General features: G+C 34.2%; 25 protein-coding genes. 21 read left to right on the top strand and 4 right to left on the bottom strand.

Features of this window, described 5'->3' with window-relative positions:
- Positions 1 to 109 precede the first annotated feature (109 nt).
- The 4 genes from RV15_RS16435 (at position 110) to RV15_RS16420 (ending at position 3,452) form a co-directional block, all read left to right on the top strand.
- On the top strand, positions 110 to 1,240 hold the full coding sequence (locus RV15_RS16435; RefSeq protein ID WP_071879096.1) for a WxLIP family cell surface protein: 1,131 nt from the start codon (positions 110 to 112) through the stop codon (positions 1,238 to 1,240).
- A gap of 12 nt (positions 1,241 to 1,252) precedes the next feature.
- A complete protein-coding gene (locus RV15_RS16430) occupies positions 1,253 to 1,921 on the top strand; it encodes a hypothetical protein (RefSeq protein ID WP_071879095.1) in 669 nt (222 codons plus the stop codon).
- 12 nt (positions 1,922 to 1,933) lie between these two features.
- Positions 1,934 to 2,488: a signal peptidase I gene (gene lepB / locus RV15_RS16425; protein WP_071879094.1), complete on the top strand. Its 555-nt coding sequence runs from the start codon at positions 1,934 to 1,936 to the stop codon at positions 2,486 to 2,488.
- A 94-nt stretch (positions 2,489 to 2,582) separates the two neighbouring features.
- Positions 2,583 to 3,452: an AraC family transcriptional regulator gene (locus RV15_RS16420; RefSeq protein ID WP_071879093.1), complete on the top strand. Its 870-nt coding sequence runs from the start codon at positions 2,583 to 2,585 to the stop codon at positions 3,450 to 3,452.
- Between the two features lie 20 nt (positions 3,453 to 3,472).
- Here RV15_RS16420 and RV15_RS16415 read toward each other — a convergent pair whose 3' ends face one another.
- From RV15_RS16415 to RV15_RS16405, 3 genes are all read right to left on the bottom strand, one after another.
- Positions 3,473 to 4,792: an ATP-binding protein gene (locus RV15_RS16415; protein ID WP_071879092.1), complete on the bottom strand. Its 1,320-nt coding sequence runs from the start codon at positions 4,790 to 4,792 to the stop codon at positions 3,473 to 3,475.
- Between the two features lie 156 nt (positions 4,793 to 4,948).
- On the bottom strand, positions 4,949 to 6,268 hold the full coding sequence (locus tag RV15_RS16410; RefSeq protein WP_071879091.1) for a sensor histidine kinase: 1,320 nt from the start codon (positions 6,266 to 6,268) through the stop codon (positions 4,949 to 4,951).
- Positions 6,258 to 7,031, bottom strand: a complete 774-nt coding sequence (locus RV15_RS16405) for a LytR/AlgR family response regulator transcription factor (protein ID WP_071879090.1) — start codon at positions 7,029 to 7,031, stop codon at positions 6,258 to 6,260. Before RV15_RS16405 ends, RV15_RS16410 begins: the two co-directional genes overlap by 11 nt.
- Positions 7,032 to 7,359: 328 nt before the next feature.
- Here RV15_RS16405 and RV15_RS16400 point away from each other — a divergent pair, with 328 nt between their 5' ends.
- The 10 genes from RV15_RS16400 to RV15_RS18795 all read left to right on the top strand — a co-directional run bounded on the left by RV15_RS16400 (position 7,360) and on the right by RV15_RS18795 (position 17,267).
- A complete protein-coding gene (locus RV15_RS16400) occupies positions 7,360 to 8,517 on the top strand; it encodes a WxLIP family cell surface protein (RefSeq protein WP_245791413.1) in 1,158 nt (385 codons plus the stop codon).
- A 5-nt stretch (positions 8,518 to 8,522) separates the two neighbouring features.
- Positions 8,523 to 8,855: an EF2685/EF0750 family sortase-dependent surface protein gene (locus RV15_RS16395; protein ID WP_071879088.1), complete on the top strand. Its 333-nt coding sequence runs from the start codon at positions 8,523 to 8,525 to the stop codon at positions 8,853 to 8,855.
- Between the two features lie 352 nt (positions 8,856 to 9,207).
- Positions 9,208 to 9,909 (top strand): hypothetical protein, encoded by a 702-nt coding sequence (locus RV15_RS16385; protein ID WP_071879086.1) that lies wholly within the window; start codon positions 9,208 to 9,210, stop codon positions 9,907 to 9,909.
- A gap of 110 nt (positions 9,910 to 10,019) precedes the next feature.
- Positions 10,020 to 10,685, top strand: a complete 666-nt coding sequence (locus tag RV15_RS16380) for a WxL domain-containing protein (protein ID WP_071879085.1) — start codon at positions 10,020 to 10,022, stop codon at positions 10,683 to 10,685.
- Between the two features lie 50 nt (positions 10,686 to 10,735).
- Positions 10,736 to 11,428 (top strand): WxL domain-containing protein, encoded by a 693-nt coding sequence (locus RV15_RS16375; RefSeq protein ID WP_071879084.1) that lies wholly within the window; start codon positions 10,736 to 10,738, stop codon positions 11,426 to 11,428.
- Positions 11,429 to 11,442: 14 nt separating this feature from the next.
- Positions 11,443 to 12,471: a WxLIP family cell surface protein gene (locus RV15_RS16370; protein WP_071879083.1), complete on the top strand. Its 1,029-nt coding sequence runs from the start codon at positions 11,443 to 11,445 to the stop codon at positions 12,469 to 12,471.
- A gap of 264 nt (positions 12,472 to 12,735) precedes the next feature.
- On the top strand, positions 12,736 to 15,660 hold the full coding sequence (locus RV15_RS16365; protein ID WP_071879082.1) for a leucine-rich repeat domain-containing protein: 2,925 nt from the start codon (positions 12,736 to 12,738) through the stop codon (positions 15,658 to 15,660).
- A gap of 332 nt (positions 15,661 to 15,992) precedes the next feature.
- Positions 15,993 to 16,685, top strand: a complete 693-nt coding sequence (locus tag RV15_RS16360; RefSeq protein WP_071879081.1) for a winged helix-turn-helix domain-containing protein — start codon at positions 15,993 to 15,995, stop codon at positions 16,683 to 16,685.
- A gap of 128 nt (positions 16,686 to 16,813) precedes the next feature.
- Complete coding sequence (gene rpsN / locus RV15_RS16355) at positions 16,814 to 17,083, top strand: 30S ribosomal protein S14 (RefSeq protein ID WP_071879080.1); 270 nt, start codon at positions 16,814 to 16,816, stop codon at positions 17,081 to 17,083.
- Positions 17,084 to 17,126: 43 nt separating this feature from the next.
- Positions 17,127 to 17,267, top strand: coding sequence for a putative metal homeostasis protein (locus RV15_RS18795; RefSeq protein ID WP_167351787.1), 141 nt, complete (start codon positions 17,127 to 17,129; stop codon positions 17,265 to 17,267).
- A 194-nt stretch (positions 17,268 to 17,461) separates the two neighbouring features.
- On the opposite strand, the gene RV15_RS18895 is transcribed toward RV15_RS18795, so the two are convergent.
- Entirely contained in the window at positions 17,462 to 17,611 is a 150-nt protein-coding gene (locus RV15_RS18895; RefSeq protein WP_217265835.1) for a hypothetical protein, read from the bottom strand.
- Positions 17,612 to 17,776: 165 nt separating this feature from the next.
- On the opposite strand from RV15_RS18895, the gene RV15_RS16350 reads away from it, so the two are divergent.
- From RV15_RS16350 to RV15_RS16320, 7 genes are all read left to right on the top strand, one after another.
- Positions 17,777 to 18,853, top strand: coding sequence for a Gfo/Idh/MocA family protein (locus RV15_RS16350; RefSeq protein ID WP_071879079.1), 1,077 nt, complete (start codon positions 17,777 to 17,779; stop codon positions 18,851 to 18,853).
- Positions 18,854 to 18,996: 143 nt separating this feature from the next.
- Positions 18,997 to 19,734, top strand: a complete 738-nt coding sequence (locus RV15_RS16345; protein WP_071879078.1) for a ThuA domain-containing protein — start codon at positions 18,997 to 18,999, stop codon at positions 19,732 to 19,734.
- Positions 19,731 to 20,699: a sugar phosphate isomerase/epimerase family protein gene (locus RV15_RS16340; protein WP_071879077.1), complete on the top strand. Its 969-nt coding sequence runs from the start codon at positions 19,731 to 19,733 to the stop codon at positions 20,697 to 20,699. Before RV15_RS16345 ends, RV15_RS16340 begins: the two co-directional genes overlap by 4 nt.
- Positions 20,700 to 21,145: 446 nt before the next feature.
- A complete protein-coding gene (locus RV15_RS16335; protein ID WP_071879076.1) occupies positions 21,146 to 22,180 on the top strand; it encodes a Gfo/Idh/MocA family protein in 1,035 nt (344 codons plus the stop codon).
- Between the two features lie 124 nt (positions 22,181 to 22,304).
- Positions 22,305 to 24,140 (top strand): LTA synthase family protein, encoded by a 1,836-nt coding sequence (locus tag RV15_RS16330; protein ID WP_071879075.1) that lies wholly within the window; start codon positions 22,305 to 22,307, stop codon positions 24,138 to 24,140.
- A 27-nt stretch (positions 24,141 to 24,167) separates the two neighbouring features.
- A complete protein-coding gene (locus RV15_RS16325) occupies positions 24,168 to 24,923 on the top strand; it encodes a tRNA 2-thiocytidine biosynthesis TtcA family protein (RefSeq protein WP_071879074.1) in 756 nt (251 codons plus the stop codon).
- A gap of 13 nt (positions 24,924 to 24,936) precedes the next feature.
- The gene (locus RV15_RS16320) at positions 24,937 to 25,344 is read left to right on the top strand and encodes a hypothetical protein (protein ID WP_071879073.1); all 408 of its coding nucleotides are present in this window, start codon (positions 24,937 to 24,939) and stop codon (positions 25,342 to 25,344) included.
- The last annotated feature ends 36 nt before the right edge of the window (positions 25,345 to 25,380 follow it).

Raw genomic sequence — 25,380 nt, 5'->3', positions numbered from 1 at the left:
TCGTAACTCGTAGAGTTATGTCCCAATCACTGTTTTTCCATGTTCGATGCAATGCTAGAAGTTCGTATACATACTGAAACAATTAATGAAAATTTTTATGAGGTGAATTATGAAAAAAAGAAAATGGCTTCTATTTTTAGGCCTACTAAGCTTGATATCTATGATGTTTTTAGGCAATCTTCAGAAAGTACATGCAAATGAAAAAGATCCAGGTGGCGCAACGGGGTTTACATATAAGGTTTCTTTCCCTGACAATCAAATAGAAGAAAATATCGGATTTTACAAATTGAAAATGGCTCCTAATGATCATCAAGTAATTAAAATTGCCTTATCCAATCCTGGTAAAGAAAAACTAACGGTCGACGTTAGTTTGAATGGCGCAAAAACCAATCAAAATGGCGTGATCGAATATGGCGATTCTTCTATTGAAAATGATGCCTCGCTAAAATTTGATTTTAAAGAGATTGTAACAGGACCCAAAACAGTTGAGCTAAATCCAGGAGAAACAAAAGATCTTGAACTGACGATTCAGATGCCAGAAACGACGTATGAGGGAACTATTGCAGGTGGTATTCAGCTGATGCGGGCAAATCAGGGAGCAGAAGCAGATCAAAAAGGCGGTTCACAAATCATCAATCAGTATGCCTATGTCATTGGCTTGTTATTACAAGAAAACGACCAACTTCCTTCACCTAATTTAGCATTAAACAGTGTGAAAGCCAATCAAGATAATGCGCGTAATGCTATTTTCGTCAATTTTTCAAATGTAGAGGCAGCGTATTTAAATGACATGACCGTAGAAGTACAAGTGACCGAAAAAAACAAAGAAAATATTCTTTATGAGCGCAAACAAACAGCAATGCGCATGGCACCCAATACATTTATCAATTTTCCAGTTAGTATGAATGGTGAAAAAATGGTCGCAGGCAAATACAAAGCGAAAATCTTAGTGACGTCTGGAAATGAAAAATGGGCGTGGGATAAAGAATTTACAATCGATCAAAAAGAGGCAGATAAATTTAATGAACGAGATGTCGGGTTAGTTCAAGAAAAAGGAATAAACTGGCAGCTGATTGCGTTAATTGCAGGTGGCTTGCTAGTAGGAATTGCGTTGATTTTTATTGTGCTTGTCATGATGCGCAAACGAAAAATGGCAAAAAATTCAAATACTCCTTCAAAAAAAAGACAAAATGGAAAGAAGTTGCCAAATAAATCCAAAAATAAACGAAAAGATCGTTAGGGGCTGAAAAGAATGACTATTTTAGATCAGCTATTTATTGGTGGCATATCTGTGGCAATCGTTTTATTTTTCCTAGCTTGTTATTTTTTGTTTCAGTCGATTAGAACCCAAAAAAAGCTGACAAAACTGCCAAAAAGAAAAAGTAAAAATAAAAAGAAAAATAGACGCATTACGCAAAAGCGTCTCTACCTAAAAAAGTTTAGAAAAAAACAACTTATTTCCTTAAGTATCTCTTTAATTTCAGCCGTTTTATTGGTCAGTGGTGCGAGTTATCTTACGTATTATCAATCAATGAATCTTACGTCAGATGATTCTGATACACTGGTCAAATGTTACTATTTAATCAGAGATTTTGAAAAAGAATTGATCACAGCAAAAGCAGGCGAAGAAGAAGAAGCAAAAATTCAGCAAAACATCCGCTATTTAGCTACTTCTATGACCAGTCAAGGAACAAAAAAAGCCAGTAAGATCAATACCGAAGAAGGCCAGCTGATCTTGAATCGCTACTATAATGTTGTCAAACAACTAGGGATGAACGCGAGTACACAAACCAATAATTTTTATGGAAATGCCCAATTAGTCGATGCTTTTTTAGAAGACATAAAGAAAAGTGAAACCTATGAAAAAGCCGCATTTAGTTATTATAAAGTGAATGAGTCCGCATTAAGTAAAGAGCAATAAGTAGGGATTTACATGAAAAAAAATAAAAAAACAACAAATTCTTCTTATACCAAAGATCTTTTAATTGCCTGTTTATGTGTGTTATTACTGCTTTTAATAGTCAGTCTGATTCGGTTTAAAGGAACAAGAGTCCAAGGCTATGCGATGATGCCTGCTTTGCACAATGGAGATTTAGTTGTGGCTAAAAGAACGAAACAACCCAAACGTTTTGATTTAATCGTTTTTAAAATTGGGGAAAAGCAGCAAGTTCGACGAGTAATCGGCTTACCTGACGAGACGATCCAATATAATAAAGATCTTTTATTAGTCAATGGAAAGCCAGTCGATGAAAAATTTATTGTCGACGAAATCAATGAAAGCCAGTATAACGGAAAAAACTATACAGAAAATTTTTTCAGTGGTGAGTTGAATGGATCGAAAACAATTCCCAAAGGGTACTGTCTTGTGTTGGGCGATAACCGCCCTTATGCGACAGATAGTCGTCATTATGGCTTAATTGCGACCCGGAATATTATTGGCGTGATCAAGATAAGGCTTCTGCCAGTGAATGATCTGACAGGATTCTAAAGCGGTTAAACACTCCATGATTCAGTGTATTTTTTATTGTAAAAATAGAAAAATTTGGTAAAGTGGAAGTAGTACGTTTAACCGGAGGCAAAAGATGAGTGTGTATTTAGAACGACCAGAATTTGAAGAAAACCTGCTTTTCAGAGCGTTTATCAATGATGGGATGACGATCGTTTATCCTCATTGGCATAAAGAAATCGAAATCATATACTCGATCCGTGGAACAGTCAATATCGGCGTTGGGGACGAAATCGTTCATGTAGCAGAAGGAGAGATTTATTTTTTTGCCAGTGGCGAACCGCATTATTTTTTAGCTTCGTCAGATAGTGAACGAATTGTTTATCAGTTTGATTTGAGTATATTTAATGAGAAACAGTTAAAATCAGCGGATGATTGTTCGTTGATCGAATTATTTGAAACAGGAGAAAAACACAGTTCAAACTGGTCGAAATCTTTAGCGATAGACATCAAGAAGTTATTACAGCAATTATTTGAGGAATACGGGAATCAACATCTTGGGAAGAGTTATGCCCTGTTTAGCTTGTTGTTTGAACTGGTCACAACATTCTATAGAAGACTACCTCAAACGAAAATGGAAGTCAAAAAAGGTGCTAAAGCTTCTACCATGAAGTATAAAGAAAACTTAGAACAGTTAGATCGTATCTTTACTTATGTAGAAAATCATTATGAAGAATCAATTACGTTAGAGGAGATAGCAAAATACAGTGGGTTTAGCTCTTATTATTTTACACGCTTTTTTAAAGCCAATACGGGTACGACTTTTATGAGTTTTTTGACTGAGTATCGTATTAATCAAGCAAAGTTTATTTTAGCCAATGAAAAAGTTCCTATGATCGAAGTCGCTGAAAAATCTGGTTTTGCTAGTGTGAAGACCTTTCATCATGTGTTTAAAGAGCAGGTGGGGATTTCACCGTTGAAGTATCAGAAGATGATTATAGAATAAAAGACAGCAAGTAGAGTAAGTCATTTTACTCTACTTGCTGTCTTTTGATGGAAAATTGGTATAGCAAGTATCACTGAAAAATAGCCTTCATTAAATTGAAGGGAAAAAATAGCACCCTCATATTGATGGATCGTTTTTACAACAGAAGTGAGTCCATGTTTTTTATAGAATTTTTTTGAATTTATTGATTTCTCAGCTGTTTTTTTCAACTTATCTTGAGGCCTAGTTGCATTTGTCAAATTAATATAAAGCTGATGTTCTTCTTTTTTTATCAATACATATAAATTTTTTTCTTCTCCTTTTTGGCTTTCTTTTATAGCGTATTCAGATAGAACAGACAAACAATGAAGAAAGTCGATCAAACGAATTTGGATCTCATTTTCTTCTATGTTATTAGGGATATTTAGACGAAGCTTTATCTGTTGAGTATCGCAATGCTCGATCAGATAAAGCAACAGTCCTTGAACCGATGGAATAGAAATATTTCCAAGTTCAGCATACGGATCTTCTTCTAAAACATCTTTTGAATAATCAGTGATGGAGGCAATGTAAGTTAGCGCTTTTTGCGATTGATCTTGTTCGAGATAATCCGCTAAACTTAGCAAGATATTCCGATAATCATGTCTAAATTCGTCTGAAACAGTAATTTTTTCCAATTCTTGGTTGTATTGTTCAAAGAGTACTTCCTTTTTTAATTGTTGCTGATAGTATTTACTATATGAATAAGTAGTCGTGTAGACAATCAAGTTTAATGTAAGTAATAAAAACGTTAGGTAAAGAAATGACTCCACAAAAAAATGTTGTCCTGCTAATTGTTTAAGCAAAGAAAAAATTGTAAGAAAAAAAAGAGCAATCATTGATTGAAATTTATAGCTTTTGGGAATATGTAAAATAGAATCACTAATCAAGTAAGTTTTATCAACTTTTATGACAATTAAAATCAATAAAAACAGAATTATTTGTTGTCCAATTAATGATAAAGGCACGAGCATTTGGCGTTGACCTACATCAATATAGTTTAGTTGAAATAGAAAATTCACTAGATCATATGTAAAAAGCCAAGGAATCATTGCCAATGATTTAATCAAAAAAAGTGTTAAAGACATCAAAATCCAACTACCTGTAAAACGTATTATAAAAATAGCTAAAGCGGTATAAAAGATAAATAATGTAGTAAAGATAAAAGATGTTCTAATAAAAAAACTAATCAAGATGATTGAAGCTAGTAGAATAGATAGTATAATGGATTGTTTTGTGTCAATATATTTCTTATGAAGTAGTGCCCAGACAATTTGGAGATAATTAATAGCAAATAATTCTGTTGCTAAATAAGGTTCCATAAATGTTTACTCCTTTGAGTCAATTTGTTTCATCATATCAAAAAGTTTAAAAAGTCACAATTTATAACTAGTTACTAAAGGTATAAATTCTAACTAAATAGCTAATAAAAACAAAAAATGTAGGAATACGAGTGCAAGACTCATTTTCCTACATTTTTATTTAGATATAAACTGTTGTCCTGACATCTTTGGTACTGAAAAACTAACAATGAAAAAAGGCTCTTTTTTTGCGATTTGGTAACTTGCTTTTTTATAATTATCGATCAGTTTAGCTAGAATGTGCAACCCTTTTCCTTGGTGGTTTTCTTTTGTTGAAAAATTATTTTGTAGCAAGGATTGTAGTGAAATATCTTTATCCGTGGTATAGGTATTTTTTACGACTATTTTTACAAAATTCGGGTCACCAGTAATCACTATTTCAATCAGCTTGAGCTCTGTCTCCTGAACAGCTTCATAGGCATTATCTAATACAATAGAAAAGCAGCGAATGAAGTCAACGATATTCATATCGATATCTGTCAATTTTTCCGTTACTTGGATCTTTAACTGAATATCTGTTTCTGAACAACGTTTGAGAAAACTAGTCAACAGACCTTGGATTGGTGGATTATGGATCACCGCAATCGTTTTATACATGTTTGGTGTCAGCTGTGAGTTTGAATAATCAATAATCGTATGGAGTAAATGAAGCGCTTCTTGGGTATCGTTAATTTCTAAATAGGAAGTCAGACCGATCAACAGTTGTTTATAATCATGGCGAAACTCATTTGAACGGTTGATTTTTTCCCTTTCTTGTTCGTATTTTGCATTAAGAATATGAATATATTGTTGCTCATTTTTACGTTTAACAATAAGTAGAATATTCCAGCTGAGAAATGCGGTGAAACAGATAATGATAAAAGTACTGTAAAAAAATGGAGCGGAATAACCTTCTGAAACACTCAATTGTTGTAGGCAAACCGTTATGGCTAAGAAAAATAAAAGTAAAATAGAAAGTAAACGATATTTTTTAGGCAGCAAATGAATAGTCGCTGTTATTTTGAATCGTTTATTTAAATAATTAGCGTAAAGTAATAGGAAATAAAAAACGAATTGCTGCAGGAAAATAAAAAACTTTAAATAGGTTGAATAGGTCTCAATAGAAATCCAATTGTTGATAAGTAAAATATCCCAAAGATCCAGTGTTACAAGCCATGAGGCTAAAACAATCGAATTCTCAAAACTTAAAAATAAAGCTGGGACCACCCAATTTTGAAGTTTCTTTACGTGAAAAAAAAATTGTAGAAGAAAAAAAGGAATTAATAGTAAGACAATAAAGTGATCATCTGTAAAAAGGCCAATAATCAACTGAATAGCTAAAATAGTACTTAGTATCATTGTTTCCTTAAAGGACAGGATTTTTTTATAAGCAAACAACCAAAGCAACTGCAAAAGATTGAGAGCTAGTAATGAAACGAAAAATGGTCTATCTAACATAATGATACTCCTGTAACCCCTTTTTTACTTTATCAATGATTCTAGTTCCTACAAAAAGATCCTGATCACCAGCAAATGTGATTGTACCATTTTTCCGGTTAATGGTTGAGATATTTTCAAGATTGATTATGTACGACTGAAGCGATGAAAATAAGTAAGGTTGCTTCAAATTATTTTTGATTTTCCCAATTTTCCCTTCTATGATCAATTCTTCCGAAAGAGTTTTGATCAGAACCCGACTTTTCAATCCTTTCAACGATTCAATATACAAAATTTCCTTACAATTAATATAAATAGACTCGTAACCATTCATAAATGTTGTAATATCTTGATCTTGCCTCCAAGCTGATTTAGTTAGACTTTCAACCTTCATAAGAACAGTTTCAATGGTTGCTTTCAACTCAGTTGAGTCGACTGGATTTTTTACAAGATAGCCAAGTGGAAAAATATCACTATTGATGATCGAAATTGCTTTGTCTTCAAAACTAGTCAGAAAAATAATAGTACATTTTGTATTAATTTTTCGAATTTGCTTCGCTAAATCAATCCCCGAATATTGTGTTTTCAAATCAATATCTAAAAAGAAAATATCATTATCAGAAATAGTCAATGTTGGAATATCTTCCATAAAAAGTAAGTGATTATCTAAAGGAGACAAGTTGTAGTTAAAAGTGTTTGAATGATAATTTTCAATATAATGAATAATTCGTTTCCTATAAAGATTATCATCTTCAACCACATAAATTGTTGTAGTATGTGTCATTATTATCCTCCTTGAAATAAATAAATAAATTTAAAAATATTTTTAATATATTCTAGAATAGAATGATAGAAAAAGAAAGGTCTTTATAGATTAAAAATGAAAAAGGCTGTATATGTAACGAGATAGCGCTTACTTGCTATTTTTTGATTGAATAAAAATAAAATTTATACATAAAAAAGTTAAATGTAACTTGGTAGCGCTTACTTGTTGTTTTATTTGTTATTAGGTAATTGTACTATGAATGAGTTCATTGATAAACAAATACGAACGGCTTAAATAAAAACAAGCTATTTTTCAATGCAAGATCAAATGAGCCCATGTAGTTTTTATGTTTAGAAAGGAAGTTAAAATGATTGTGCAATTAAACAAAATCAAAAAATACGTTAAATATGTTTTCGTTACTTTTATTCTGTTCGTTTTCTCACCGATTCATTCAGTTGCTGCCGATAAAGAACCAGATCCATTAGGCTTTGTTGTTCAAGCAATTAGACCAGATACTCAAATCGAAACCAATAAATCTTATTTCTTTATAGAAACGCAACCTGATGAGACACAAGTATTGAAAGTCAAAGTCAAATCAACTCAAAAAGATCCTATTAAAATAAAAGCATTTATTGCCAACGGGACAACAGGTTCAACAGGAAATATTGAGTATGACGAACCGACAAAAGATTTAGATGAAAGCTTAAAACATCCATTAACAGAATTTGTCAAAATTGATGAGCCTGAAATCACATTAGAAAACTTTCAAGAAAAAGTGGTTGAATTATCTGTGATACCACCAAAAGAAAGTTATACAGGAATCAAGCTAGGTGCTGTTGTTTTTCAAACAGTAGAAGACAAAGAACAAACCAAAACACAAACGATCTCTAGTAAATACCAATACAAAATTGGTTTGATTACAACTGAAACAGGGGAAGAATATGAAAATGCTAAAAAACTAGAACTGATATCAGCCAAACTTGGGTTGAAATTAGGTCGTAAACAAGTAGCCGCTGTTATACATAATCCAGAACCAAAAATAGCTGATAATTTAAAAATTGAAGCGACGGTAACCAAGAAAGGCTCAGACACAGTTCTAAAAAAACAAACAGTAGAAAACGCTCGGATGGCCCCTAATAGCACATATGAATTTTCAGTAGATTGGGGAGTAGACGCTATTGATCCAGGTGAATATACCTTAAATGTTCATGCTCAAAATGATGAAGAAGATTGGAAATGGCAAAAAGACTTCAGTGTTTCAGCTGAAAAAGCAAAAAAAATGAATGAAGAAACAGTGTTCAAAATAGAATCACCTGATTGGCTACCTTATGTCGTTGGGTTAGCGATTAGTTCGCTTGTATTAGTCGTTGTCATTTTGACTGTTAGAAATAAACGCTGGAAAAAAATGATTCGTGAACGTACCAAGAGAAGAAAAGTAAAACAAGCGAAAAGAAAGGAAGTAGAACAAGGGAAAAGTAAAAAGAACAGACAAATGAAGGAGTGAAACTAGTGAATCCAGGGCATAACAAAATAAGAAAAAAACAATTAATCTCAATAATACTCTTTTTCAGTCTAACCACCTTTTTTGCGCCAACAGTATCGGCGAATCAAACAGGTGAAGCAGATGTTGGCATCACGTTTAAAAAAATGGAAGACGATACGCCAGCCCCACATGATAACACCCTTACAGCTGACAAACCTAAACCAATCAATAATCGGGTTAAATTACCAAATACTGGAGAAACGGTGAAGCAGTTATCATTATTGATCAGCGGGATGATTCTGATTGTAATCAGCTTTGCGATTATTTTAGATAAACAAATCAAGGTGAGCAGTGAGTAATAAATTTGAAAATAACAGAGATACTTGAGTTTAAACGAAGGAGAATAATTTTATGAGAGTCTATATTTGGCTTTATATATTAGGAGCATGTGGCACAATTTCTTTAGGAATGTTCCTTTTCTCCTTAAATCGAGACAGTATTTTATTAAAAAAATTAAAATTGAAAAAATCAAAAATATTGATAAATTGGCTATTATTAGCTGTATCGATTACCTGTTTCCTTTTGATGATTTATGCATTTATCTATATTCAAAAACAAATAAACATCTTTAATTTAACATAATTACATTATGCTATTTCAACAGTTTACTATGATAACTTCCTCAAATATAAAATACGTTAGGAGAAAATCATGAATAAAAAAGTATTAGGAACATTAGTTTTAGGTTTATCAATTGGGGCGGTATTATTACCACAAGCTGCACAAGCTGCAGATAGAGAAGCAAATACAGGAGTAGGTATTGGATTTAGCAATGATGATCCTAATACAATTATCCCTGGACCTTATGATGAAGCTTTGAGCTTAATCAACAAGCCAACTGCTTTCAAATTTGGTACTGAAAATGAAGCAAGCGCACTTAGCTCTGTTTATTACCAACAAGTTGCAGGTAAACAATACATCGCAGTATACGAAGATCGTGATGACAAAGATCAAACAAACTGGAAATTGAATGCTAAATTATCACCACTTGTAAGTACAACTGATGCAACTAAAAAATTAGAAGCTACTATGACAATGAATTCAGCAAATATCTCAACATTTAGTTTAGATGATCAAAGAGATGCAGAAACTGGTAAATTACCAAATACTATTGAGGCTTTACCAGCATTAACAAAATACACTGAAGAAAAAGTTAAAGGCGTAACTAAAGTAACTCTTAAAGCTGGCGAAAATGGTAGTTCAGATATTTTAGTTGGTACAAAACCTGGTAAAAAAGGTTTTGCTTCTGAAATTAGAAATGTACAATTAGCTGTAACTGCTGGTCAAAAAGAAGAAACAAACGGTAAACAATTTACTGGTACTGTTAGCTGGTCTTTAGAAGATACAATCTAACATATTTATAGAATACACGAAAAAATAAAAAAACATAATAAATACTACTTTATCTTTGAGGGAAGTTATCGTAGTAAACTGTTGAAAAAAACATTTTGGAGGAATATTTTATGAATAAAAAAATAATAGCAAGTATCGTAGTAACAATGACTTTTGGAGCAGCTTTATTACCAGCTGTAGCCAATGCTGATGAGTTAAAATCGGATGTAACTGTAAATGTTCAAGGAGGAACAGGAGAAGGGCCGACAGAAGAAGATATATCAGAAAAACCAGCACGAGATGGAGAATTTATTATTAAAGCAGTTTCTGATTTTAATTACCCTTCTGTTCCTTTAGGTGAAACAAGATCAGCAACAATCGCGAAAGATAAAGCTTATGGGATTGAAGTTGTAGATGTAACGGGAAATGGGACTGGTTGGAATGTAAGTGTATCGATGGATTCATTTAAAATTAAAGATAAAGAAAATGAAGGTGAAGATTTAAAAGGCTGGGAATTAACTATTCCTACGGCTGAAGTTACATCAAAAAGTGCGTCGATCCGTCCTGAAAATACGCCAACTGGACAAAAAGCAACTATATCTGGCGAGCTATCTAGCATAGTTTTTAAAGCTGATGAGGGTAAGGGAATGGGACGATATACAAATATTTTCGAACGTTTCGCAGAAAATCAAGAATCAACGAGAACGACTGGGGTTCAGTTATCTATTCCTAATACTGCACGTAAAGCATCTTATATTGGAAAATTAAATTGGAGATTAACAAATACACCTAACTAAATTGGAAGAAAAATTTAATTATTATATCAAATATGGAAGGATAGATAATAGTGAAATCAACATGCTTAAAAGTAGCTTTGGCGGGTGCTTTCTTATTAATAGTCTACGATGGTAAAACAAGTTTAGCAGTAACCACGGATGCTTTGAAAGCGGATGTTGATGCTGTAGTTATCGAGGGGAAAGAAAATCCTGTACCGCCATTATTTGGTCAAGATCCAGAAGATCCAACCAATAACGGTACGAACAGTTCTGGGTTGTTGAAAATTGATCGAGTACCGAATTTTAGTTTCGGTAAAGTTGTTAGAAGTGGGTTGTACCAAGAAGAAAAAGCAATCAATTCTAATCCATATATTCAAATATCAGACTTAAGGGGAAGTCTGGGTGGTTGGACATTGTATGCAAAAATATCTAATTTTGTCTCTGAGCCGACAACAGATAATCAAAAAAAATACTTATTAAGTGGAGCTAGTTTATCTTTAAACAAAGGTGATATTCAGGAATACAACTCTGAATATGCAGCACCTCCCAAAAGTCATTCTGTTTCACTAAATAAATATCAACAAAAAGTAATGTCGGCTGATAAAAACACTGGTCAAGGAGTTTGGGCAACCAGATGGAAAAGTGAAAAAATGGTAAATGACTATATAACATTAGACGTTTTACCTGGTGCAGCCAAGGCTGGAAGAGATTATACTGCCACCATTTTTTGGCAATTAGCGGATGTTCCAAATACAGAAAACTAGATGGAGAGTAATTAATGACATTTTTTAAAACGATAAAGTGCTGTTTTGGAGCACTGTTGCTTGTTGCATTCTTTTACGTAGGCGAAGCAGCAGCTGCTGATGGCATGGGCTATTCAGCAAAAGCAATTATTCCAGAAAATCAAATTGATAAAAGTAAAACTTATTTTGATTTGAAAATGACACCAGGACAAAAGCAAAATGTAGAATTAGAACTTAAAAGTAGCAGTTCAGAAACATTAAATTTAGCGGTAGAACCATATATGGGCACAACGAACCAAAATGGAGAATTAGAGTACAGCATTGAACCAGAAAAAAATGATTCAACGTTGGTTTACCCAATTACTAGATTGATTTCTGGAAAGCAAAAAGTTTCACTTGCACCGAAAGAAACCAAAAGAGTTACTTTTAGTTTGAAAATGCCAAAAAAAGCGTTTGAAGGAAAAATAGTCGGAGGCTTTAATATATATGATGAAGCAAACGATAGCAAAGAAGATTCAGTATCAAAGAAAAATGATGTTCAAATCAAGAATGTCTTCTCAGTTGTGATTGGCATTCAATTAAGAGAGAGTTTGGATAAAATTAAACCCGAACTCAAACTAAATGCAGTTAAAGCTGATTTATTCAATTATCGCACAGCAATTACTGCAAATATCCAAAACACTAAGCCTAATTTTGTTAGTGAATTAACGCTAAAAGCCAAAATTAGAAAAAATGGGTCAAAAAAGGTAATCTATGAAGCAGAAAAATCAGAAATGGCGATGGCACCTAATTCTAACTTTGATTTTCCAATTTCATTAGAAAACCAAGAATTGACAGCAGGTAGTTATGAATTAGAAATTAGTGCAAATTCAAAAAATGGCGAATGGAAATTCACAAAAAAATTCAGAATTTCAGAAGAAGATGCGATGCGATTAAATGAAGAAGCTGTTGAAATTGAGACTAAGCCAAATAATAATTTCCAAACAATTATTATTGTATTAGTTTGTTCGGTTCTATTTTTCTTGTTGATAGTTATATTTTTGCTGTGGCGTCGTAAAAAGTAAGTTCATTTTAATTAATAAACAGATTCGTTGAAAACAAACAAGAGGATAAATAATTCAATAATCGTTACATCTATTCATAAATGAAATGATTGTTAATTCCTTACCGTAATAGTAGAAAGACTATAATTTAAAAAATTAGTTAAGATGTTCATTTTTATAAAGAGCTTAAAGCGGAAAAGAACGTATGGTGATAGAAGAATACTATTTAATTTTATCGTGTCATTCATTCCTATAATTGCCAATGCTTAGTAAAGGAGTGGTTTTTTGAAAAAAATATGTTTGTATAGTATAGGCATTGTATTAAATCTGTTGTTTTTATTTGGCGTACCTGAATACACATATGCACTTGATTCTGTAAGTATTTGGGGCTGGGGGAATGATTTTGGTCTTTCACAAAATAATCTCAGGACAAAAGAATATCTTTTGAATAATAATGGGATTGCTAACGGCTACATTTTAAATTCAAGTAATCAAGTGGTTAAAGATGAATTTTATATTGGTGATGCTGTGACCTTAGGCTATTTTGGAAGTGATATTTTTGCAGATGTCTCAGTGGCTGGGAAAGTACCTGATAGGGGTAGTTATTCTTTGGATAAAGGTGATATAATCCATGTAAAAAATATAGGTGTTTATAAAGGCAAAGCATTAGAAATTGTAATGAAGGTTGAGGCAAGTAACAGATCTTTTTTGAGGCTAAAGAATGATCGTAATATATCTCCATTAGAGTATAGTGTCACGAATAATATTCAACAGTCATATGACATTAGTTATCACGTGATTGAACAAATAACCAAAGAAAACATACCAGGATTAAAAGTACTCTTTCCTGTTGATATTACTGACCGTTATAAGAAAATACCAGACGGCAAAAATAGATCAGCGACTTTGTTTTCACCGAATTCAAAATTTATTATGAAGGAAGGGGATTTGGGATTAGCTGGTTTGTATAGAAAGCCTAGTAAAGCTGATTCTGCTACTCACTTTGTTCAACAAAATGTTAAAGGTGGCGGTGAAGGTCCGGCAAGTATTAACAGTATTAGTGTATATAGTGATGCAAGTGAATCAATAGCTATCGGTCTATATAATCCTGATGAGAATCCACCGTACGCTACAAATTTTTTACTTTTTGATCCGAATGTAGAGAACTTTAGCGCACAAAGTTATAGCAATGTTAAACTGGAATATGTTGATAATAAAAAAGGACAGTTAGATTTTACAATAAAACAGAATCTACCGTATCAAGCACTAGATGTCTACTTTCCACAAGAATTAGTTTTAGATTATTCTAAAGAGACGGCGGATTTAAGTTTAACAGAACCAGATATTACTTTCGAAGATAAGAAAATTAATCGCAATGAGTATGAATATAAAAATGGGAAATTTATTTTTAGTAACACTTTCTTAATGAAATATCATGCTGACGCTGAGAAGAAAAATAGTTATCTTAACATAGAATTTACTAGTAAAATCGATTATAACACGAAACAAACAATGGCACATCATCAGTCCAATAGTAAAAATTTTGAGTATGTCTTTCCAATTCATAGCAAATCTAAAAGTATAAATCCAGCAAATCAAAGTATTATTGAATCTACGGAGGCAGATTTTTTTAAAAATGTTACTGTCTCATATCCTTTAGAGCTAAAAGCGACAGATTTAAAAGGCAAAGTAAACTTAGATTCTACGATTAGTGATTATGGTATATCTGAATTTGTTGATAATATATCAAGCAACTTTCCTAATGATAGTGCAAAAATAATCGTAAAAAATAATCAACTGAAATTTGATACTTTAGGCCCAATTGATGTTCCATTCATACTAAAAAGCACATTATTGAATGTAGAGCAGGAATTTATTGCCAAAGTGACTGTTGTGTCTGAACCAATTACTTCAGAGTATTTTGAAAATCAAGCATGGCTAATTAATGAAATAAATAAACAATTTGCGAGCAAAGGAAAGAAGATTGATGTTAATCTCTATATGCGAGACTTATTAGAAATTAAATCAATCGTCAATCGAACAGGAGCAGATTTTAACGGACAACACATTCCAAAAACAATTGCTTCACTTAAAAATTTAGAAGTAATAGATTTGGGAAGTAAACGTCTAATTGGAACGTTACCAGAAGAATTAGGGCAACTATCCAAACTGAAAAAACTATCAATATTTGGTAATACTTTTTCTGGAGAGATTCCTAGATCGTTATCTAAATTAGAAAATCTTGAGTCGCTGACTCTGGGTGATAATAACTTGAGTGGAACGGTTCCCCCAGGATTAGAGAAATTAGCTACACTAAAGCAGGTTTATCTAAATAAAAATCAATTGATTGGCAGCATTCCATTATTTGATTTAGGTCCATTTTCAAACTTTGATATAGGAGAAACTCAGCTAACGTATAATGAAAATAAAAGCCCAAGTTTTATTAGTAAGGTAGCACAGTATAAACAATCGTTTGTTGTAGGAACGGACAGCTTATCTTTGACTAGTAATATAAATCTAGCAATTACAAGTAATGGAACAACTATAAAACCATTTGATCCTACTGATAGAGGTTTTCTTAACCTACAGGCACAAAAAAAGAATATGACAAATGTTGAACTATATTCGGGACATACCTTCAAAATCATCCACAAGAAGAGTGGCAAAATATTGTATGATGGGCTAGCAGTAAAGACTAAAGAAATAAAAGTTGACTCTGGTGAAATTTACCAAGTTGTGATGGACAATGCAGATAAAAATCCAAATAATATCACTGAATTTGAAACAAAACTTCGCGAATATAAACTAAGCGGGGTGCCAAAAAATTTATCCTTGGATCTAAAATTAGGTGAGTTGGACTATGAACCAATAAAAATTTCAAGTAAAGATACTCTAAGCATTTTTGATAATCGTTTAAATAGCAAATGGCAATTAAAAGTTAAAGCTAGTGAACTAAAAAGTGTAACGAGAACAATGTCGGGGAGTTTCTATTATAAATCAGCAACTGGATCAACAGTAGCTATTCCAGCTGATAATTCTTTTAAAACAATCGAAAGTGGAAAGAGCGATCCAGCAACAGGTACGATTGATGTATCAAAAGATTGGAATGACAAGCAGGGGTTATTTTATAAACAGGGGAACACTGGTAATTATAAAGATGCATATGCTGGAAAGCTTGAATGGCAGATAGTTGACGCGCCAACAGGGTAATAATTGAGTTGCTGGAAAAAAGAAACTGAAATATTTTATTTAATTAATCCATTTATCTCAGTTTGGATAGGGCATTAATACAATGCTATTGCAATTTCAAAATAAAATATACAAAATCATGAAAAGCCTAGAGAATTATTTCTTTAGGTCTTTTTTTAAAAAATATAATTGTGATTAGAAAGCGCATTCTTGTTGTTTTTTTTATCTTTGATTAAGAGTATTATACATATAATGAAATGAAAAATCGGTAAAAAAAGAATATAATTTCGAGTTGTTGTTTCGTTATTATTTAAACCAAAAATATATTTTATCAGGAATGGGGAGGGCAAATCATGTATACGATTGGATACTTGATAGAAAAAGAACAAGAGGTAAATGCTCATTTAAATTTTTTGACAGCTAAAGGCTGGAGTTTATCGGAAATCAATATAAGAGAACAATTCGTGTATCAAGAGAATTTTGATGCTATTATTATATGTGAAGATAATATGTCTGAGGCTTGTTTTTGGTTAATGGAACTAAAAAAAAATGTAAACGTACCTATTTATTTATTATCAGCAATCGATGAGTCTCGTTCAAACATTGTCTATCTACAACTAGGAGCACAAGCCTGTTTTTCTATGAAGATGGAAGCAGAGGAACTTTACTATACGTTAACGAATTTACTTAGCCATTATTCAAATAAAAGTAGCCCTCTATCAACGAAGACATCGACCTCATCTAAGCAAAAAGAAATAGAGTTAATCCCTAGAAATTTAAGTGTGCTGATCGATGGAATAATAGAGGTGGCTTTGACTAAAAAAGAATATAATGCATTAGAGATGTTATACAATAGTCCAGGACAAACGATTTCTTATAATGAGCTTAAAGAAAAATTATGGAATTCTGAAATGAATGTTGAAGATAAAAACTATCGAGTCGCCAATATTATGTTCCATTTACGAAATAAAATCGAAATAAGTGTAACCAATCCAAGATTCATCAAAACCGTTCGTTCTAAAGGATACATGTTAGATATAAAATAGAACAAACAGAAGAGCCCGAAACTGAGGGCTTTTTTTTATGATGAAAACTTGCATTTTCTTTTATTTGATGTTATTCTTATCACCATCAAAGAGTAATGATTACGATTTAGAAAGAGGTGAAAGGAAAAATGGCTAAAAAATCAAAAATCGCCAAAGCAAAACAGCAACAAGCATTAATCGAAAAATATGCTGAACAACGCATTGAGTTAAAAGCAAATAAAGACTATGCAGCTTTAGCAAAATTACCAAAAGATTCCAATCCAAATCGCTTGAAAAACCGTGATTTGATCGATGGACGACCAAGAGCATACATGCGTAAATTCGGTATGTCTAGAATCAATTTTAGAACATTAGCGCATCAAGGACAAATTCCTGGTGTACACAAAGCAAGCTGGTAATGATTAACTAGTAACCGACAAATAGACGCAAAGAGGTGATAGGATGGAGAAACAAGATCTTTCAAGTGCACGCAGAAGATTGAAGTGTACGAACCGAAAAACAAGAAAACGCGCATTAAAAATTATTCAGCAATATAAACGGGAACAAAGACATCGAGTGATGGCTTCTGGTAGTGTTGGGTAAGTGTTTTACTAATCGAATGAGAAAATGAAGTTCTTCCTTTTTAGTATAGAAGGGAAGGGCTTTTTTGTTTTTGTTGAGATTATTAGGATTGTAAAGTTGTTTTGATTTAAGCTGTCCCATTTCTATGGTGTGGCTAATTTGGAGTGATTGAAACCTTTCTCCTTTAGATTGCTAAGCGCTGTCTAAAGTCAGTTTTATGTGAGGCGTTTGGTGATTCGCAAGTAAGGAAACTTCGCTCCCTTAGGTCGCCTTGTACTGTTCAACATCAGCTCTGGCAAAGCCAGTCGAGTGATTCGCAAGTAAGGAGACAACGCTCCTTTTAGTCGCCTTGTACTGTTCATCATCTGCTCTGGCGAAGCCAGTCGCAGTGATGAACAGCAATATCCAGGAACTTTTCAACTGGAATCTAGGAAGAAAGCTCTTTCATAATTTTGTATAGTAATAGTGTAGAAGTGGAACCGTTTTATTTTTCCACAAAATAATATGAGTAGATTACTGGAGGTTTTTTGATGACGTTGAAAGTAGGAATTATTGGTTGCGGCGGGATTGCGAATGGGAAACATTTACCAGCACTTGCACAGGTTAAGGAAGTGGAGTTAGTTGCTTTTTGTGATTTAATCAGTGAGCGGGCAGAAGAAGCGAAGATGCATTATGGGACATTAACAGCTAAGACATTTACCAATTACCAAGAAATGCTTGAAGAAATGGACTTGGATGTTGTTCATGTTTGTACACCAAACAGCACCCATGCGGAATTATCGATTGCAGCAATGGAAGCGGATTGTCATGTGATGTGCGAAAAACCAATGGCAAAAACATCCGCTGAAGCACGGAGTATGATCGAAGCCGCAAATAAAACAGGAAAAAAATTAACGATCGGTTATCAAAATCGTTTTAGAAAAGATGCGACCTATTTACATGAAGTCTGTGATGAAGGCGAGTTAGGGGATATTTACTTTGCGAAAGCCCATGCCATTCGCCGTCGTGCAGTGCCAACTTGGGGTGTTTTCCTTGATGAAGAAGCCCAAGGTGGCGGACCGTTGATCGATATCGGGACTCATGCGCTGGATCTGACGCTATGGATGATGGACAATTATAAACCCAAATATGTTGTAGGAAAAGCGTATCATAAATTGTCTGAAACAGAAAATGCAGCCAATGCTTGGGGCTCTTGGAATCCTGAAAAATTCACTGTTGAAGATTCAGCATTCGGCTTTATCATGATGGAAAATGGCGCGACAATCTTTTTAGAATCTAGCTGGGCATTGAATAGTTTGGATGTAAAAGAAGCAAAAACAACTCTTCACGGTACGAAGGGCGGAGCTGATATGAATGATGGATTGACGATCAACGGAGAAGATCACAGTACGCTTTTTGAAAAGAAAATCGAATTAGAACCAGGCGGTGTTGATTTTTATGATGGAGCCGGCGACAAGCCGGAAGTGTTAGAAGCACAATCATGGATTGATGCAATTATCAATGATACAGAACCTGTTGTTAAACCAGAACAAGCCTTGGTTGTGACAGAAATTCTTGAAGCAATTTACAAAGCATCCGAAACGAATCAACCTGTATTTTTCAATTAACTCAAGATTATCTAGCTTCATGAGCCAGCATCTCGTAAAAAAAGATAAAATATGAATGTGACAAAAAACATCACAGTCATATTTTCCTATTTTTCGTCGATGCTAAACGGCTCATTCAGCTTTTAAATTAGGGGGAAAAAACGATGATCCAAGTCACAGTCTGGAATGAATTCCGTCATGAAAAAACAGATGAAGCTGTAAAAAAGGTTTACCCAGATGGCATTCATCAACAAATCGCACAATTTTTAAAAGAAGATGATTTTTCAGTACGAACCGCTACCTTAGATGAACCAGAGCATGGCTTAACAGAAGAAGTTCTAGCAAATACCGATGTCTTGATTTGGTGGGGACATGTTGCCCACCAAGAAGTTTCTGATGAGATTGTGCAACGCGTCTATCAATGTGTGTTGGAAGGGATGGGCTTAGTCGTCCTTCATTCAGGTCATATGTCAAAAATTTTCATGAAACTAATGGGCACATCGTGCGATTTAAAATGGCGAGAAGCACAAGAACATTGCCGCATCTGGACTGTAGCGCCAAGCCACCCCATTGTTGAAGGAATCGGTGAGTATATAGAGCTTGAAAAAGAAGAAATGTACGGCGAACATTTTGATATTCCCACACCAGATGACTTGATTTTTATCAGTTGGTATCCAGGCGGAGAAGTCTTTCGCAGTGGTTGTACCTACCATCGCGGCAACGGAAAGATCTTTTATTTTCAGCCAGGTCATGAAACGTATCCTTCTTATTATAATAAAGAAATCCAAAAAGTAATCAAAAACGGTATCCGCTGGTGTCAACCAACGCAAAATGCTTATCCAAATTACGGGCACCATGAACCTTTAGAATCTATTGCAAACAAGAAAGGAAATGAACAATGAAATTAGGTGTATTTACTCCATTATTCAATAATTTAAGCTTTGAAGAAATGATCGATACAGTCTCAAAAGCAGGACTAGAAGCAGTTGAAATCGGCACAGGCGGCTCGCCAGGAAATGCTCATTTAGATATCGATAAACTATTAGCAAGTTCAGATGCGAGAAAAGAGTATTTAGCGAAACTTGAGGACAAAGGCTTAACGATCAGTGCATTAAGCTGTCATAATAATCCTATTTCTCCACTAAAAGAAACGGCCCAAGAAGCAGATCAACTATTGCAAAAAACGATCAAACTAGCTTCTTTAATGAACGTATCAGTCGTCAATGGCTTTTCTGGTGTCTCAGGAGGAAACCCAACCGACACACAAGTCAATTGGCCCGTTTTACCTTGGCCGACAGAATACGATGATAACTACAATTACCAATGGGAAAAGAAATTGATCCCTTACTGGAAAAATATCAATACCATCGCAGAAGATGCTGGAGTGAAAATCGGCATCGAATTGCATGGCGGTTTCTTATGTCATACACCTTATACGATGTTAAAACTCCGTGAAGCAACAGGCAAAGCAATCGGCTGTAATTTAGATCCAAGTCATTTATGGTGGCAAGGCATCGATCCAGTTGCAGCAGTGAAAATTTTAGGTGAAGCGGGTGCAATTCATCATTTCCACGCAAAAGATACGTATTTAGATCAAGACAATATCAATATGCACGGGTTAACGGATATGCAGCCATATGGGAATGTCAAAACCCGTGCGTGGACGTTCCGCTCAGTTGGATGCGGTCATGATTTAAAAGTTTGGTCAGACATTATTAGCGCACTTAGAATTTATGGATACGATTATGTTTTAAGTATTGAACATGAAGACCCGATCATGTCAACAGAAGAAGGCTTAAACAGAGCGATTACTAATTTGAAAAGTATTATGATTAAAAAACAACCTGCGGAAATGTGGTGGGTATAATTAAGGAAACAACGCTCCATAAGTAGCCTTGTACTGTTCAACATCGACTCACTGTGTTCCTCGTGGTTCACAGCAAAGCTGAACGAAGCGTTTAGCTCTCAAGAAACCAAGTAGGTACTGAGCAACATCAGTTCATTGCATTCACTGTGTTTTACAGCAATTAGGAATCTGAATGTGGAACGCTTTTTGTTCCATATGAAGATTGTCTATTTTCCTGGAGAGCTGCTTCGTGAAGCTGGATGAAACAAAAGCTGAGTAGGCTGCTCAGACTTTGAGCAGTAGAATGAGAAAAATATAGCGATGCTTTTTATCGCGGATTTTTCTTATCTACTGTCGAAAAGTCTAGCCTGCAAAGCTAGACGTCAAAGAGAAGAACGCAACTGTTTCTAATCTACTCTTTCACTACCCAAGACCATTCACATTCTACTATAGAAAGGACTCAAAAAATGACAGCAATCAATTTTGCCGTAATCGGCTATGGCGGTATGGGATCATACCATATCCATAATATTATGCCTAATGAAAACGAACGAATCCATGTCGTTGGAACCTACGATATTTCAGGCGAACGTCAAAAAATTTCCAGTCAACACAAGCATAAAATTTACCATTCACTAGAAGATGTCCTAACCGATGAAACGATCGAAGCAGTGTTGATCGCTACGCCAAATGATTCACATAAAGATCTAGCGGTCCAAGCATTGAAAGCTGGAAAACATGTTGTCTGTGAAAAACCAGTCACCATGAATGTAGAAGAATTGGACGAAGTGCTAAAGGTCGCTAAAGAGACAGGTCAAACCTTTATGGTTCATCAAAACCGACGCTGGGACCCTGATTTTTTGATCACACGAGAATTATACAAAATACAACAAATCGGAGAATTATTCCAAATCGAATCACGGGTTCAAGGAGCGAATGGCATCCCGGGTGATTGGCGTCATGAGTTAAAACATGGCGGTGGTATGCTTTTAGATTGGGGTGTCCATTTATTAGATCAACTATTATTTTTAGTGGATAGCCGAATCGAAAAAGTATCTGCCGATTTAAGCTATATTCTTGGCGATGAGGTGGATGATGGATTTATCACGTATATTATTTTTGAAAATGGCATCCGAGCAATTATCGAAGTTGGGACAACTAATTATACAAAATTACCTCGCTGGTATTTAAAAGGAACCCAAGGAACAGCCGTCATCCAAGATTGGGATCTTTCTGGTGAGATGATCGTTGATTCAGGCAAGAAAAATATCCAAGCACCAAAACCAATTCAAGCAGGCGTTGGTTTGACTAAAACCATGGCACCACCATCAGAAGAAGCAACCGAGACAGTACCATTGCCAAAGGTTTCTGCAGAATATGATACGTTTTATAAAAATTTTTATAAAGTTGTTAGAGAACAAGCAGAACCCGTAGTTAAAAATGAAGAAGTCCGTCAAGTGATGGTTCTGATCGAAGAAATCTTTAAAGCAGCAAAAAGATGAATCAAATGAACGAAATAGCTTCATCCTAAAAGTAAAGTTGCCTAAATAGGGTACTTTACTTTTTTTTAGACTAAGCATAGAATATTAAAGAGTGAGTTTAGGAAGAAGAAAAGGGAGAGCATTTGTGAAGAAAAAATTACAATTATTCAAAAAAAAGCCAATTAAGTATTCATTGATCATAGTTGGAATGATTTTGTTGGTTTTTATCAGCAACTTATACTTACAGTGGTGTCAAAACGAATTATCATTTGATTTAGTAGCTAAATTTGCTTTTTCTTGGCATACTGAAAAATTTATTTTAGGTAGTCTAGTCTTGTTGCTATTTTTACTATTTCTATGTAGTGTGGCAGGTTCACTAATACTTGGAAGTGTCCTGTATGCAATTACGATCGGAATTTTAGGCTTTGCCGATTATCAAAAAATGTTTTACCGAACTGAGCCGATTTATCCAGATGATTTAAAAATGATTACGGAGTTTGGTTTATTAAGAGAAATGATTGGAACGATTCCTTTTGTTATTATTATATTGATTGCAGCAATCGGTTTGTTCTTTTTCGGCAGAGCCATTTATAAAAGCCGTCTGTTATCGAAAAAATGGCAGATCGTAAGAATCTCAGGCATAGTTATCACAGTAGCATTATTGTTGTATGTCAGCGATTTTAACAACCCAAATAATTTATTAAGAAAAGCCTATAACAAAACAGCGTTATGGATTCCCTATAGTCAAAAAATGAATTATTACAATACTGGATTTATGGGTGGATTTTTGTATAACTTAAAAGTTGAGGCCATGGACAAACCAAAAAGCTACTCCCAAAAGACTATCGAAGACATTACGGCTAAATACACAAAAACAGCTCAAGCAACAAACAGTTTATCTGAAGAAAAGCCAAATATTATTTTTGTGATGAGTGAAAGTTTTTCAAATCCGCAAAATTTAAACGGTGTGACCGTCAATAAAGATCCTTTAAAAGAGTATTATGATATTGCAAAAACAACCTATAGTGGTCAAATGCTCTCGCAGAATTATGGTGGGGGAACAGCGAATATTGAATTTGAGGCACTGACCAGTTTCTCCATGGAATTATTCAATCCTCAACTGACAACGCCATACACAATGCTGATCCCTAAAATGAAGGAAGTTCCGTCGATTGTTTCGTTATTGAATCAGCAGGACTATCAAACAACCGCGATTCATCCTTATAATACATCGATGTATAAGCGTAAAGATGTCTATCAGACGATGGGCTTCGATCAATTTATCAGTGAAGATACGATGAAATACACAGAAACACTTGAAAATAATCCTTATATTTCTGATGAGTCGGCATATAAAGAAGTATTCGATTTATTAAAAGAGGATCAAAAGCCGCAATTCGTTCATTTGGTAACGATGCAAACGCATATGCCATATAGCGATAAATACAAGAGCTCAGATTACTCTTCACAAAGTTTAGGAAACAAAAAAGCAATCGATAGCTACATGCAAGATGTTGCCTATAGCAGTGAAGCATTGAAACAATTTACAAGTTCATTGAAGGAGCTCAAAAGACGGACATTAGTTGTTTTTTGGGGTGATCATTTGCCTAGTATTTACTCAGATGAGATCAAATCGGCTAACGATGAAGTAAAAATACACCAAACGGAATTCTTAATGTATGACAATCAAGGAAAACTTAGCGAAAGAAACATACATGATGCAGTTACAAGTCCTTTTTACTTTGCGCCTTCATTATTTGAACAAAGCGGCATGCAAATGACTGGTTTTTATCAATTGCTATCTGAATTAGAAAAACAAGTTCCAGCTTTTGAGAAAAGCTTCTATTATAAGGATAAACAATGGAGTAAAACACTTGCTCTAAATAAAGCACAAGAAGAATTATACGAAGACTATCGCTTGATTCAATATGATATTGTTTCTGGAGAAAATTATAGCTTAAAAACAGATTTTTTTAAATGAAACAAATGAGGTGAAAAGGAGTAAACGATGAGCTTTAAAAAGAAAGATAATCAAACGTATTATAATCCGATTCGTCGTGCCGTGTTGAACCACCAAATGATTCAACCAGGTGATAAAGTTGCAATTGGGATGAGTGGTGGCAAAGACAGCACAAGCTTGTTGTATTTTCTAGACATGATCAGCAAGCAAAAACGCTTAGGTTTTGAATTCGAAATCGTGCCGATCACATTAGCTATGGGGTTTGATATGGATATCAGCCCTTTGCAGGAATTTGTGGAAGGATTAGGGTATGAGCTGGACATTGTGCCGACTAATATTGCCCAAGTTGTCTTTGATATCAGAGAAGAACGCTCACCGTGTTCGCTTTGCGCCAAATTACGTCGAGGAATTTTGTATAAGCGTGCCAAAGAAGTTGGCTGCAATAAAGTGGCTTTAGGTCATCACCTAGATGATGCTATCGAAACGTATTTTATGAATTTTCTATTTCACGGTCAAATGGCTAGCTTTGATCCGATGAGCTATTTATCCAAAACAGATATCACCTTGATTCGCCCTTTACTTTATCTAGAAGAAAAACAGATCATTCAGTTTGTTCAAAGAGAAGAGCTCCCTGTGATTTTCAATCCATGTCCTGTTGATAAGAAAACCAAACGGGAAGAAATCAAACATTTTGTAAGTGGGTTAGCCCAAAGTTACCCTGATATTCGAGAGAAATTTATCATGGGGTTGGAGCAAGGGACATCTGAAAATTTTTGGACAAAGTCACTGCTATCACCTGAGTGAAAAAAGGAGTACTATGAAAAAAATTATTGTGTTGTTTTTGTTGGTACTTGGTGGTTGTTCGAAAATAGAGCCATCGAAAACTGAAGAAGTAAACCCTAAAGCAATTGAAAGCAAACAAGTCGAATTTGAATTTAAAGGGAAAAAATTGCTCATTACGAATCACTCGGAAAAGATTATGACATTGATAGAATCTGATACAACCTTTTCTATAGAAGAAAAGGGAAAATGGCAGACGATCGATCAAATTTCAGGTTCGCTTTCAATTACGTACAATGTGTTAAGTAAAGAAGTGTACGAATACGATCTTACCAAAGAACTGTCAGAAATTGGTAGCAATAAAATCAAAGTGACAGTTTTTTATACCTTTGAAACTGGTGATGAAACAAGCGAATATGAAAAAGAACTGATCTACAAAGAATAGCAGGAACTGCAAACTATTGAAACACAAAAAGACCAC

Origin of the sequence: Enterococcus silesiacus (assembly GCF_001886225.1) — a bacterium.
Lineage (GTDB): Bacteria > Bacillota > Bacilli > Lactobacillales > Enterococcaceae > Enterococcus_L > Enterococcus_L silesiacus.
The sequence above is the reverse complement of the archived record's forward strand: the minus strand, read 5'-3'. Positions and strand labels throughout refer to the sequence as shown.